Raw genomic sequence first — 12184 nt, forward strand, 5'->3', positions numbered from 1 at the left:
GTTCGTCACGTCGTTCCCCCGGGAACGACAGAAGCAGTGCTGCGCGCGCACTCTGATCGCGCGCACCCTTCAGACGAACGATCCAGTCAGGAGAAAGACCATGCGTACATTCATCAAGCGGGCCCTCTGGGGCGCGCTCATCGCCGGAGGCGTCACGCTTCTCGGCGCGACGGCCGCGAACGCGGCCGAGACGACCGGGGACGACGGACTGCTCTCCGGCACACAGGTGGAGACGGCGATCACCGCACCGATCTCGGTCGTGAACAACGCGATCTCGGTGCTGGGCGACGCCGTGTCCACGGCCCCCGCCGCAGCTCCGGCACCGGCTCCGGCTCCGGCGCCCGCCGCAGCACCGGCTCCCGCACCCGCTCCGGCCCCGGCGCCTGTCGCCGTCGAGACCAGCGGCGCTTCGGGTACGGCATCCGGCACCCAGGCGGCTGTCACCGTCAACCTCCCGGTCACCGTGGCGAACAACGCGGTGAGCGTACTCGACACGTCGACGACCGCCGCCCCGGCCGCGACGCCCCAGAGCCCGGCTCCCCAGGCCGGGACCCCGGCCGAGGCGCCTCTGGTGACCACGAACGGCCTGGACGGAGTGCTCTCGGGCACCCAGGCGCTCCTCGCGGTCAACGCACCGATCACCGTCACCGGCAACGCCGTGTCGCTGCTCGGTGACAGCGAGAGCACCGCGCCGACCGGGCAGGGCGCCGCAGCACCGGCATCCTCCGCTCCGGTGGACGTCACGACGTCCGGCGACGACGGCATCGGCAGTGGCACGCAGGTCACGGCGCCCATCACGGCACCGATCACGGTGTCGGGCAACGCGATCTCGCTTCTGGACGACGCGCGGTCGACGGGTACCGGCGCTGCCGGTCCGAGCGGCTCCACCGCTCCCGCCACCTCGGCGGCAACCTCGGGTGACGACGCGATCCTCGGCGGCACGCAGGTCACGGCGCCCATCACGGCACCTGTCACGGTGTCGGGCAACGCGATCTCGCTGATCGACGACGCCACCGTCACCCGCACCGGAGGCACCACTCCCGCAGCGGTCACCCCGGCCACCGGAGGCAACACCACCACCGGCACCGACAGCGTCCTGGGCGGCACCCAGATCACCGCGCCCGTCACCGCCCCCATCGGCGTGACCGGCAACGCGATCTCGCTGCTCGACGACGCCACCGTCACCCGCACCGGTACCGGTGCCTCCGCCGCTCCGGCCGCACCCGCGACCGGAGGCAGCACCACCACGGGAGCTGACAGCATCCTCGGCGGCACCCAGCTGGCGCTGCCGATCAGCCTTCCGATCACGCTGGGCGGCAACGCCATCTCCGTGGTCGGCGAGGCGACGGTGACCGACCCCGGCACCGGGACGAACCCGGGGACCGACCCCGGCACCGACCCCGGCACGAACCCGGGAACGAACCCGGGCACGAACCCGGGGACCGACCCCGGCACGGCCCCTGTCCGCACGACCGCAGCCGCCTTCGCCTCTGGCGCGGCGACGACCGGTCAGGCTTCGGGACTCGCGATGACCGGCGGCGCGTCGTCGGTCGGACTGGTCGCACTCGCCGCCGTCCTGCTCCTCCTCGGAGGTGCGGGACTCCTGCGACGTCGCCTGACGGCGTAGCGATGACGCCGGTGGTGCGGCCGTCCTCGGGGGAGGAGACCCGCACCGCCGGTGCGCCGCTGCGTCCACCCCACACATCGACGAGGTCGTAGCCCCCCGCTCACCCCGTCGTGCGACGCCGGCGCAGATCGGGCGGATGCCCCGTGGAAACCCCACCCACGGGGCATCCGTCGCGCCCGCGCGGAAGCACCCGGCGGTCCGCCTGTCGGGAGTTCGGACGGACGCAGGGAGCAAGTGCCCGCCCGGACCGCGCGCGGCCGGATGCTCCCGACAGACGTCCCGCGAAACCGGTGCGCAGCTGGTCCCACGAACCCGCGCCGGGAATCGGGAGCACCCGGTGCACGCGGTGAGGCAGGATCAGGGGATGTCGTCGACCTCGCCGTGCGGGATGATCGCGGCGCGGTAGCGCTCCACGAGTTCCCGCCATCCGGAACCCTCGGTGTACTCGTGCTCGTAGACCGCTTCGGTGAAGTGCCAGAGCAGATAGGGGTGCGCGCCGAGACCGTACAGCGCCCCGTAGTCGCGTTCCACGAAAGCAGTGCGCTCCTCGGGGGTCAGCACCCGGTCGTCGGCAGCCGCATCGGGGCCCGCTCCCCCGGCGAGCCAGCCATCGACGAAACCCTCGGTGTCGGCGACGTAGGCGTTCACGTTCGCGGTGCTCATCTCGACGGCGCGGATGAACTTGTTCATCATGTACCGGCTCACGATGCGGCCCTCCACAGGAAGAACGGACTGGATGCGAAGCGCGAGGTCGTCGCCTCGGCGAGGTCGGCGGGGCGGCCCTGCATCGCGGCGAGCGCCGCCACGATGTTCACATACTGATAGGTGACGTTGCCCGCGGCCATGATGCGGTCGAACCGGCACCCGGCGATCGCACCGTCGAGGTCGCCGTCACGCATCCAGGCCACCGCCTCGGCATCGAACTCCGGGTCGGGCGAGCCGTTGAACGTGCGCGGGCCGCCGACGTCGGTGGCCATATGGCCCGAGGTGAGAAGTCCCACCCTGGCGTCGCTGTCCCAGGACTCGACCGCGGTGCGCAGGTGCTGTCCGAGCGCGGCGAATCGTGCGGCGGTGGGCAGTGGCGGGAGGATCGCGTTCGCGTGGATCGGCACGATCGGCAGGTCGAGTTCGGGCCGCACGTACTGCAGCGGGAGCACGAAGCTGTGATCGAGGCGCCACTCGTGTGAGACCGAGAAGTCGATCGCCTCGGGCAGCACCTCGCGACCGGTGATCTGTGTCGCGAGCTCCTGGTTGCCGGTGAGCTCGGCGTACTCCATGCCGAAGGTGCGCACCTCGTTCTCGTAGGTGCCGTGGTACGAGGCGGCCTTGCCGACGATGAACGCGGGCGAGTTGTCGGAGAAGAACTGCCGCACATGGTCGGTGCCGAGCACGATGAGCGTATCGACGCCGGCGTCCGTGATCGCTTCGCGGATGCGACGGAAGTTCGCCTCCACCGCGACGAGGTCGGAGGGATAAGGCTCGCGCATCGCCCGCCACAGCAACGGGTTGTGCGGGGTCGCCGCGGCCATCACCAGTTCAGCCACGATCGGCTCCTTCCTTCGCGCTCACAGTCGGAACAGCTTGCGTGCGTTGTCGAGCAGGATCTTCCGGCGCGACTCCTCTTTGAGCCCGAGCTCGTCGAACTCGGTCATCCAGCGGTCCGCGGTCATCACCGGCCAGTCCGACCCGAACAGCACGCGGTCGGAGATGAGCGAGTCCGCGTAGCGGACCACCTCGGGCGGCAGGTACTTCGGCGCCCAGCCCGACAGGTCGAGATACACGTTCGACTTGTGCCAGACCATCGCCAGGTTCTCGAGGTGCCACGGCCATGCCGGGTGCGCGCTGATGATGTTCAGCTCGGGGAACTCGGCCGCCACGTCGTCGATGTACGGCACGGGGCGGGCGTTCTCGAGGCGGTAGCCACCACCGCCGGGGGTGCCCGCGCCGGCTCCGGGGAATCCGGAGTGGAACATCACCACGAGTCCGAGTTCGGCGCAGGTCTCCCAGATCGGGAAGAAGCGCCGGTCGTTCGCGAGGAACTTCTGCCGCGACGGGTTGAGCTCGCCGACGCCCTTGATGCCGTACTCGTCGTGCATCCGACGGATCTCGGCGACCGCGGCCTCGCCCTTCCACGGATCGATGCCGGCGAAGGCGAGGAACACATCGGGGTGGTCCTGCTGGGCTTTGCCGAGCAGGTCGTTGGGCGCGCCCTTGATGCCGCTCGTGGTCTCCGAGTCGGAGTTCACGATCACGGCCATCATCTTGCGGTCGCGGTACTGATCGGCCTGCTCGGCGAACGACACGACCGGCCGCTCGCGCCCGAAGTGCGCCGACATCTGGGAGTGCCGCTGACCCATCGCCGCGATGAACTCCTCGGTCTGCGGGTGGGTGTGGACGTCGATCGCGACGAGGTCGTCGATGCCGGGCATCAGGCTGTCCCTTTCGTGGGGGTGAGGGATGCGGTGGGCAGCCCGGTGATCTCCTCGGTGTCGGCGCCGAGCGCGGGCGCGTAGCGCAGCTCTGGCCGACCGGAGCGGTGGAATCGGATGCTGGGCACCGGCACGCGCAGCGCACCGTCCGGCCCCTCGATCTCCTCGACCAGCCCCATGCTCGCGATCTGCGGATCGTCGAACAGGTCGCCCATGGTGTTCAGGGGGCCGTGCGGGATGTCGTGCGCGGCGAGACGGTCGAGCCAGTACTGGCGGGGCCGGGTGGCGGTGATCTGCTTGAGCACCCCGTCGAGTTCGTCGTAGTTGCGCACACGCGCCTCGCGGGTCGAGAAGCGCGGGTCGGCGGCGAGGTCGGGCCGCTCGAGCACGTCGAGAAGCCCGGTCCAGAACTTCTCGGGCACCGACATGTGGATCACGAACGCCCTGTCGTCCGAGCCCCGGCAGGCGTAGGCCTGCGCACGACGCGGGCGCGAGTCGGGAGAGGAGACCTGGCCCGTCTCGAGGAATGCCGAGGCGGATTCGGTGAGGAAGTCGAGCAGGGCTCCGACCATCGTGACCTCGACATGCTCGCCCACCCCGCTGACGTCGCGTGCGTGGAGGGCGGCGAGCACGGCCTGCACGGCGGACATCCCCGACAGCAGATCGGAGAACGCCGGTCCCAGCGGACGGATCGTTGAGGCCGGGACCACCTGGCTGTACATGCCTCCGGTGGCCGAGATGACGGTGTCGTAGGCGGGGCGCTTCGCGGCGGGGCCGGTGGGGCCGAAGCCGGTGATCGAACACGTGATCACCCGCGGGTTGCGGGCATGCAGCGCGTCCGGGCCGAAGCCGAGCCGTTCGGCGACGCCGGGGCGGAAGTTGTCGAGCACGATGTCGGCATCGTCGACCAGGGCGAACAGGGCGGCGAGCCCCTCGGTGCTCTTGAGGTCGAGCACCACGCCGCGCTTGCCCCGGTTGTAGGCGGCGAACTGCGGGCTCATGCTCGCCCGCCCCTCCCACCGGCGCATCGGGTCGCCCTCGGGCGACTCGACCTTGACGACGTCGGCACCGAGTTCGGCGAGCAGCTTGGCGGCGAACGGGCCCGAGATGTACTGACCCAGCTCGACCACGCGGATCCCGGCCAGCGCTCCGGCGCCCGGGGATGCAGTACTCGTCACTTCTGGTCTCCTCTTCGATACCGACGGCGGTCAGCGCACATCGACGACGACCTTCCCGTCGCCCTTGCGGGGGAAGTCGCGATACGCCGTCGCGATGTCGTCGAACGCGTAGCGTCGGCCGACGAGCGAGGGCAGCGCACCGGCGGCGGCGAGCGCGAGCGCTTCGGCCACGTCCTCATAGCGGGCACTGGCCACCCCGAACAGTCGCTTGCGACGCAGATAGAAGTCACGGGCGTCGATGCGCAGGTCGCTGTCGACCGATGCGGCGCAGAACACGGCTCTGCCGCCCCATCGCAACGCGGCGATTCCCGCGCTCAAGGTCGGAGCGTGGCCGGAGACGTCGAGCACGACGTCGAAACCCTCTCCCGCACCGAGGGCTGCCGAGAGGGCCTCGGAACCCGAAGCCTGCACGACCTGCTCGTCCCCGAGCGGTGCGAGGTGACGACGGGAAGCCGCGACGACCTCGGCCCCGCGAGCGAGCGCGATGGCCACGGCCGCGCGGCCGAGCGTGCCACCCGCGCCGGTGACGAGAACCCGGTCCCCCGCGGAGAGCGCGACGGTGCGGACGGCGTTGATGACGATCGAGGCGCTGTGCACCACGGCGGTCGCCTGCGCGGCATCGAGGCCATGGCGATCGATCGCGTTGCGAGCGGGGACGGCGACGAACTCCGCCGCACCACCGTCGCGGTGCACGCCGACGACGGTCTGCTTCGGGCAGTCGGCTTCGTCTCCAGCCTGGCAGCGGGCGCACGCCCCGCAGGCGATGTTGGGCTTCACGACGACGGTCTGCCCGATACGTCGCTGGTCGACGCCGGCCCCGACCGCGATGATCTCCCCCGCCGGGTCGATGCCGAGGATGCGGGGCAGCTGCGCCTGCGCTCCAGGGCCGATGCCGGCGATGACATTGAGGTCGAGCTGATTCACGCCAACGGTGTCGACGCGCACGAGCACCTCGTCGGCTCCCGGCGCCGGAACATCCACTTCTGCGACGGTCAATCCGTCCAGGTCGTGGCTGCTCAGCACGGCGGCACGCATCTTCACCTCTTCATCGCGGGGATCTGTTTGGGATACTGTATCCAATTTACACCGGGCCCGTCTAGACCCTGTTCGGGCACGATATCCCGCAAAGCATGGACACGTGATTCCAAATTGGATACCGTATCCCAAAATCCGCGTGAGGCGCCCCACTCCACGGAGGAGTCGCACGCACTTGCCCGAATGGAGAGTCATGCGCACGACAAGAAACAGACTCGGCATCGCCGTGGTCGGGGGTGCTGCAGCACTGACGCTGCTCGCCGCCTGCGCCTCGTCGACACCGACACCGGAAGGACCCGTCGACCTCGGAGACGGCGAACCCGGAGCAGCGGAGGACACCAGCATCACCGTGGCCATCCCCTTCCCCGACATCACGATGTACTCGATGTTCGTCCTCGCGACCGACCTCGGCTATTACGAAGACGAGGGCCTCACCGTCGAGGTCATCACCGCCGACAACGTCACGGCCGCGGTTGCCAGCGGCAGCGCCGACATCGGCGTGGAGTCGACCGGTACCGTGATCGATGCCATCCGCGGCGGCGTCGAGATCGACCTGGTCTCCGGTCACTACTGCCGGCAGAATTTCGACTTCGCGGTGCAGTCCGACATCAAGAGCGTCGACGACCTCGACGGCACCTCGATCGTGCTGGCCGGCACCCCCGGCGACCCGGCCGAGTTCCAGCGGGCGCAGGTTCTGAAGGAGGAGGGCTGGGACGTCTCGTCGATCAACGCCGAGATCGTCTACCCGGGCCCGGGATCGGAGTCGTGGACGGAGTTCTTCGTCAACGACAAGATCACCCTGCAGCCGTTCTACGCCGACGACAGGGCCGCCCTCGAGGAGCACGGCGCGAACATCGTCGTGGAGTCGCTGCGCAACTGGGCGAACGACGTGCAGATCGCCGGCACGAAGTGGGCGCAGGAGAACCCGAACAGTCTGGTCCGGTTCCTGCGGGCCACGCTCAAGGGCACCGACTTCATGACCGCACCCGCGCCCGGCGAGTTCCCCGAGAACGCGGAGGAGGCGCTGGACATCTACGAGGCCAACGACTTCGACGTCGCGGAACTGCGGGGTTCGGACAGCGTCTGGATCCTCGACGGTCACCTCGCCTGCCCGAACCTGTACTTCGACGACGAGGCATGGGACACCACCATCGAGACGCAGAAGCTCGAACCGCTCGAGTTCGACGCAGAGCAGCTCGTCTACCTCCGCAAGGCGCAGGAGCTCCTGGGCCTCGACAACGAGGGACCTGCGACGCTGCCCTACCCGTGACCCGCTGAGCCACACGAAGAGGCCCCACCGTTGCGCATGGCGGTGGGGCCTCTTCGTGTGCGGATGTACCAAACGATCAGTTTGATCGTTTGGTACCATAAGACCATGACTGATGTGCTGCCCGTCTCCGATGCCAAGCGTCAGCTCGGCGCGCTCGTCGATCGTGCCCACCTCACGCACGAGCCCGTGTTCCTGTCCCGCCGTGGGCGTCGCGTCGTGGCCATCGTCGACGCGGATGAATTCGATCGACTTCGCGAGATCGCCGAGGACGCCGAGGACGCTGCCGCCGCCGTGGCAGCACGCCGCGAAGCTGCGGAAACCGAATCGCTCCCCGTGCCGTGGGAGGAAGTGAAGGCGGAACTGGGGCTCGTGTGAGCTATCGGATCGACATCGCTGCGCCGGCACAGCGGCAGTTGCGAAAGCTGGATCCGCAGGCCCGACGTCGCGTGCAGGCGGCGATCGAACTCCTGGCCGAAGAACCACGACCGCCCGCGGCGAAGATGCTCGTCAACAGCGATGGCGCGTGGCGCGTCCGCGTGGGCGACTATCGGGTGATCTACGACATCGAGGACGATCGTCTGGTCGTGCTCGTTCTCGCCGCAGGGCATCGCCGCGAGATCTACCGCTGAGCGAAGAGCCCCATGACCCCGGCGGGATAGAGGGGCAGCACCTCGGCGGCGTCGTCGAAGCTGCGCCAGACGACGGGAACCACCGCCCCGTCGCTCTCCGTGAGCGTCGCGCCCTCCGCTGCGGGTTCCGGATCGAGGCGTCCGGTGTACACGAAGACGATCTCGTGTCCGACGTCCCCGTCCAGGTGGAAGATGTTCTCCACCACCCCGAGGTAGCTCAGATCCTGGATCGTCGCCGACAGCTCCTCGCGCACCTCGCGCCGGACCGCATCGATGTGGGTCTCGCCGACCTCGACGCTGCCGCCGACGAGGCGGTGATATCCGCCCGGATTCTCCGCGGTCGCGGCATTGACGCTGACCGCATGCGCGGTCCCTTTCACGTTCGGCGCGACGAGCATCGCCTTGACGCGGATATGACTTCGATCGATCGGCACCCCGCAACGCTACCCCTGCCCGCAGACCGGACCCGACCCCCGTCGCGCATGAGACGGGGGTCGGGAGTCGTGGGGCGGATCAGCCGACGATCTTGCGCTCGTCGTACCAGGGCGCGAGCCGTCGCCGGAGGATCGAGATGAGCAGCAGCGTGAGGTTGGCGATGATCACCATCACCACGACCATCGCGATGGCCTCGTCCATGCGGAACTGGTACGCGGCGAACTCGAGCAGGTGGCCGAGGCCGCCGGTGCCGCCGAGGAACTCGCCGAGCACCTCGCCCGTGAAGCCGAGGGCCGCACCTCGCTGGATGCCGGAGAGGCTGTAGGGCAGCGTGGCGGGGAAGATCACCTTCCATCCGAGGCCGATCCCCTTCGCGCCGTAGACCCTGGCGGCGTTGACGAGCGAGGGGTTGACGGTGACCGCGCCCTCCATCGTGTTGAGCAGGATCGGGAAGACGGCCAGCAGGATCACGAGTGCGATCTTCGACTCGCTGCCGAGTCCGAGCCCGAGGATGAACAGCGGCGCGAGCGCGACCTTGGGCGTCGAGTACAGCACCCACAGGAACGGCGCGACCATGAAGCGCAGCACCGGCGACCAGCCGACGGCGAGACCGACCACGACGCCGACGACGATCGCGATCGCGAGACCGATCAGCAGGTTGGTGACGCTGAACGCGAAGGCGCTCCAGAACTCGGCGTCGACCATGAGCTGCCCGAACGCCACCGCCACCGCGCTGGGAGGCGGCAGGAACACGGCGGGCACCCAACCGAACCAGCTGACCGCTGCCTCCCACAGCAGCAGCACGGCAGCGACCACACCGATCAGGAGCAGGGTCCACTTGCCCTCACCCGAGCGCACCACGCGCCGCGGCCGCACGATGCGCACGGTTCCGGTTGCCGAGACGACGCTCATCGCTTGCCCTTCCTCGTCCACGGCGCGACCCCGCGTTCGATGGCCGTGACCACCTGGGTCATGCCGACGCTCCACAGCACGACCACCGCGATCGCGGCGAACGCCTGGTCGGTCTGATAGGTATTCGATGCACGGATGATGAGCGCTCCCATGCCGCTGGATGAGCCGGCGAGCTCGGCCACGACCATGCCGATCGTGGCGAGCACGACCGCCTGTCGCAGGCCCGCGAACAGGAACGGGATCGTCGACGGCAGGTACACCGAGCGGTACAGCCGCATCCGCCCGGCGCCGTAGACGCGGGCGGCGCGGATGATCGAGGGGTTCGTGGTGCGCATTCCGGCGGCGACGTTGAGCAGGATCGGGAAGATCGCGCTGATCGTCACGAGGAAGATCACCGGACCGATCCCGAAGCCGAACCACGCCTTCGCGAGCGGCTGATAGGCGATCGACGGCGTCGCGTAGATCGTCCAGGCGATCGGTCCGATGACGCGGTCGACCGGAAGCGAGGACCCCATCAGCAGCCCGACCGGGATGCCGACGACCACGGCGAGCGCGAAGCCGGTCAGCCACGCCTGCACCGAGACACCGGCGTTGGCGGCGAGGGATCCGTTCGACACGATCTCGCCGAAGCCCTGCGCGATGGCGAGGGGCGGAGGGAGGAAGACCGGACTGATCCATCCGAGAACGCCCACCACCACCTGCCAGAGCACGAGGAGGATGACGACTTCGACCGCGATGACGGCCGCCTTGCCCCGAGGACTCAGGCCCGCGAGCCAGGCGGCGGCACCACCCCTGCCGAGGTTCGGCCCGGTGGCGAGGAGCGCGGTCATTTCGACACCGCTGCCGCCGTGGCCTCACCTTCCAGCGCCTCCCAGAGGTGGTCGCGGAGTTCGAGGAAGCGCGGGTCGTGCTGCACCGCGCGCTCCGAGCGCGGACGCGGGATGCCGGTGGTGATGATCTCCTTGATCGCGCCGGGGTGACTCTTGAAGACGACGATGCGGTCGCCCAGGAGGATGGCCTCCTCGATCGAGTGCGTGATGAAGAGGACGGTCTTGCCCGTCGCCTCGATGAGCTTCTCGATCTCGTCGCGCATCACCTCGCGGGTGAGGGCGTCGACGGCGCCGAGCGGCTCGTCCATCAGCAGGATGCGCGGCTCCGCCACGAACGCACGGGCGAGTCCGACGCGCTGCTGCATGCCGCCGGAGAGCTCTCGGGGGTACGACGACTCGAAGCCCTTGAGCCCCACCATCTCGATGGCTTCCTGCACCTTCGCGCGCCAGTCGGCGGTGCGCAGGCCCTTCTGCATCTCCAGCCCGAACTTCACGTTGTCGAACACGGTCCGCCACGGCAGCAGGGCGTAATCCTGGAAGACCACGGCCCGGTCGGGCCCGGGGCCATGGACCTGCTTCCCATCGACGAGAACCGCCCCGGTGCTCGGCGCGACGAGGCCGGCGATGACGTTCATGAACGTCGTCTTTCCGCACCCCGACGGGCCGAGCACCGTGATGAACTCCCCTTCGAACACGTCGAGGTCGACGTTCTCGATGGCTATCAGCTTCTTTCCCGTCCGCGCGACGTCGTAGCTCACCGAGAGTCCGGTGACCGAGATCAGCGGATCCTCCGAGTCCCGTGCGGTGTCGTTCACGTCAGTCATCGTCGACCTCTCGTCTCATCGCCGCGCGTCGGTGCGCGGCTTATCGCAGCTTCGGAAGCACCTCGGTACCGAGGAGTTCGATCTGCTCGAAGAACCGATCGAACTTGAACCGGAAGTCGAACACCAGGTGCTCGGTGCCGACCTCCTCGAACCGCTTGATCTGCTCGACCGCCTCGTCGGGGCTGCCCACGATGAGCTGGCCCTCGAGGTCTTCGACGGTCTCGAAGCTGCCGGACGGCGGCTTCACCGCGAACTTGGCCTTGTTCGCCCAGGCGAGAAGGCCCGGGATGTTCACGTGCTTGAGCGCCTCTTCGCGGGTGTCCTCGATCGACGTGGGCGGGATCACGGCGATGGTCGGCATGGGGCGGCCGTTCTCATCCGTCATCTCACGCATGGTCTTGATGCGCTTCTCCATGGTGAGCAGGCCCGTGCGTCCGGGCATCCATCCGTCGGCGAACTCCGCCGCGAGACGGGCCGAGCGCGGGGTCGCGCCGCAGTACCAGAACGGGATGCGTCCACCCACGGGCTTCGGCTCGATCGTGACGTTGTCGAATTTGAAGATGCCGTCGTCGTAGGTGACGTCGTTCTCGGTGAACACCCGACGCAGGATCTCGGCGTTCGAGCGGACCATCTCCACCCGATCGAGGTCGCCCCAGCCGATCGCGTCGAACTCGTGGTCGAACGTGCCGGCACCGAAGCCGAGGATCAGGCGCGGGCCGAGCAGCTGGGTCATCGTGCCGGCCATGAGGGCGGTGACGAGCGGGTGGCGGAACGGGATGAGCGATCCGGTGCCGAGTTCGATCTTGTCGGTGACGGCACCGATGGCGGTGAGGGTCGTCAGCGCGTCGTAGAACGTGCGGTTCGGCTTCTCCATCTCGCCGTGCGGTTCGAACACCAGGTGGTCGCGCACCCAGACGGAGTCGAATCCGAAGCTCTCGGCGAGCTTCGACCCCTCCAGGAGCTTCTCCTTGCTCGCCTCCTCGCCGAAGTGCGGCAGCAGCAGTCCGAATTTCAT

14 protein-coding genes are annotated in these 12184 nt (G+C 68.9%); 4 read left to right on the forward strand and 10 right to left on the reverse strand.

The features are described from left to right. Window positions 1-100 precede the first annotated feature (100 nt). Window positions 101-1627 carry a hypothetical protein gene (locus ACP699_RS10985; protein ID WP_426171108.1) on the forward strand — a complete coding sequence of 509 codons (1527 nt, stop codon included), beginning with the start codon at window positions 101-103 and terminating at the stop codon, window positions 1625-1627. A 357-nt stretch (window positions 1628-1984) separates the two neighbouring features. Here the strand turns inward: ACP699_RS10985 and ACP699_RS10990 are convergent, their stop codons facing one another. From ACP699_RS10990 to ACP699_RS11010, 5 genes are read right to left on the reverse strand one after another with little or no spacing between them, the layout of a single operon-like run. After that, window positions 1985-2332 (reverse strand): hypothetical protein, encoded by a 348-nt coding sequence (locus ACP699_RS10990; RefSeq protein ID WP_157535661.1) that lies wholly within the window; start codon window positions 2330-2332, stop codon window positions 1985-1987. Beyond that, a complete protein-coding gene (locus ACP699_RS10995) occupies window positions 2329-3171 on the reverse strand; it encodes an extradiol ring-cleavage dioxygenase (RefSeq protein WP_151487459.1) in 843 nt (280 codons plus the stop codon). Before ACP699_RS10995 ends, ACP699_RS10990 begins: the two co-directional genes overlap by 4 nt. A gap of 21 nt (window positions 3172-3192) precedes the next feature. Next, a complete protein-coding gene (locus ACP699_RS11000) occupies window positions 3193-4056 on the reverse strand; it encodes an amidohydrolase family protein (protein WP_055875211.1) in 864 nt (287 codons plus the stop codon). Further along, window positions 4056-5234, reverse strand: coding sequence for a CaiB/BaiF CoA transferase family protein (locus tag ACP699_RS11005; protein WP_426171112.1), 1179 nt, complete (start codon window positions 5232-5234; stop codon window positions 4056-4058). Before ACP699_RS11005 ends, ACP699_RS11000 begins: the two co-directional genes overlap by 1 nt. A 30-nt stretch (window positions 5235-5264) precedes the next feature. Beyond that, a complete protein-coding gene (locus tag ACP699_RS11010; RefSeq protein WP_426171571.1) occupies window positions 5265-6269 on the reverse strand; it encodes an alcohol dehydrogenase catalytic domain-containing protein in 1005 nt (334 codons plus the stop codon). A 193-nt stretch (window positions 6270-6462) separates the two neighbouring features. On the opposite strand from ACP699_RS11010, the gene ACP699_RS11015 reads away from it, so the two are divergent. The 3 genes from ACP699_RS11015 to ACP699_RS11025 all read left to right on the forward strand — a co-directional run bounded on the left by ACP699_RS11015 (window position 6463) and on the right by ACP699_RS11025 (window position 8168). Next, the gene (locus ACP699_RS11015; RefSeq protein WP_426171115.1) at window positions 6463-7539 is read left to right on the forward strand and encodes an ABC transporter substrate-binding protein; all 1077 of its coding nucleotides are present in this window, start codon (window positions 6463-6465) and stop codon (window positions 7537-7539) included. A 105-nt stretch (window positions 7540-7644) separates the two neighbouring features. Then, a complete protein-coding gene (locus tag ACP699_RS11020; RefSeq protein ID WP_055871358.1) occupies window positions 7645-7914 on the forward strand; it encodes a type II toxin-antitoxin system Phd/YefM family antitoxin in 270 nt (89 codons plus the stop codon). Then, window positions 7911-8168, forward strand: coding sequence for a type II toxin-antitoxin system RelE family toxin (locus tag ACP699_RS11025; RefSeq protein ID WP_028501117.1), 258 nt, complete (start codon window positions 7911-7913; stop codon window positions 8166-8168). Before ACP699_RS11020 ends, ACP699_RS11025 begins: the two co-directional genes overlap by 4 nt. On the opposite strand, the gene ACP699_RS11030 is transcribed toward ACP699_RS11025, so the two are convergent. The 5 genes from ACP699_RS11030 to ACP699_RS11050 all read right to left on the reverse strand — a co-directional run bounded on the left by ACP699_RS11030 (window position 8159) and on the right by ACP699_RS11050 (window position 12184). Next, the gene (locus ACP699_RS11030) at window positions 8159-8602 is read right to left on the reverse strand and encodes an NUDIX hydrolase (RefSeq protein ID WP_426171118.1); all 444 of its coding nucleotides are present in this window, start codon (window positions 8600-8602) and stop codon (window positions 8159-8161) included. The genes ACP699_RS11025 and ACP699_RS11030 overlap by 10 nt on opposite strands. 79 nt (window positions 8603-8681) lie before the next feature. After that, window positions 8682-9515 (reverse strand): ABC transporter permease, encoded by an 834-nt coding sequence (locus ACP699_RS11035; RefSeq protein ID WP_055875229.1) that lies wholly within the window; start codon window positions 9513-9515, stop codon window positions 8682-8684. After that, the gene (locus ACP699_RS11040) at window positions 9512-10345 is read right to left on the reverse strand and encodes an ABC transporter permease (protein ID WP_055875232.1); all 834 of its coding nucleotides are present in this window, start codon (window positions 10343-10345) and stop codon (window positions 9512-9514) included. Before ACP699_RS11040 ends, ACP699_RS11035 begins: the two co-directional genes overlap by 4 nt. After that, on the reverse strand, window positions 10342-11169 hold the full coding sequence (locus ACP699_RS11045) for an ABC transporter ATP-binding protein (RefSeq protein ID WP_055875236.1): 828 nt from the start codon (window positions 11167-11169) through the stop codon (window positions 10342-10344). Before ACP699_RS11045 ends, ACP699_RS11040 begins: the two co-directional genes overlap by 4 nt. Before the next feature lie 40 nt (window positions 11170-11209). Next, a complete protein-coding gene (locus ACP699_RS11050; protein WP_055875239.1) occupies window positions 11210-12184 on the reverse strand; it encodes an LLM class flavin-dependent oxidoreductase in 975 nt (324 codons plus the stop codon).

Origin of the sequence: Microbacterium sp. DWRC1-3 (genome assembly GCF_049896645.1) — a bacterium.
Lineage (GTDB): Bacteria > Actinomycetota > Actinomycetes > Actinomycetales > Microbacteriaceae > Microbacterium > Microbacterium maritypicum.

Coding starts and splice junctions, on each gene's coding strand:
- ACP699_RS10985 (WP_426171108.1), top strand. CDS start 101: ATGCGTACATTCATCAAGCGGGCCCTCTGGGGCGCGCTCATCGCCGGA.
- ACP699_RS11000 (WP_055875211.1), bottom strand. CDS start 4,056: ATGCCCGGCATCGACGACCTCGTCGCGATCGACGTCCACACCCACCCG.
- ACP699_RS11010 (WP_426171571.1), bottom strand. CDS start 6,269: ATGCGTGCCGCCGTGCTGAGCAGCCACGACCTGGACGGATTGACCGTC.
- ACP699_RS11015 (WP_426171115.1), top strand. CDS start 6,463: ATGCGCACGACAAGAAACAGACTCGGCATCGCCGTGGTCGGGGGTGCT.
- ACP699_RS11020 (WP_055871358.1), top strand. CDS start 7,645: ATGACTGATGTGCTGCCCGTCTCCGATGCCAAGCGTCAGCTCGGCGCG.
- ACP699_RS11035 (WP_055875229.1), bottom strand. CDS start 9,515: ATGAGCGTCGTCTCGGCAACCGGAACCGTGCGCATCGTGCGGCCGCGG.
- ACP699_RS11040 (WP_055875232.1), bottom strand. CDS start 10,345: ATGACCGCGCTCCTCGCCACCGGGCCGAACCTCGGCAGGGGTGGTGCC.
- ACP699_RS11045 (WP_055875236.1), bottom strand. CDS start 11,169: ATGACTGACGTGAACGACACCGCACGGGACTCGGAGGATCCGCTGATC.
- ACP699_RS11050 (WP_055875239.1), bottom strand. CDS start 12,184: ATGAAATTCGGACTGCTGCTGCCGCACTTCGGCGAGGAGGCGAGCAAG.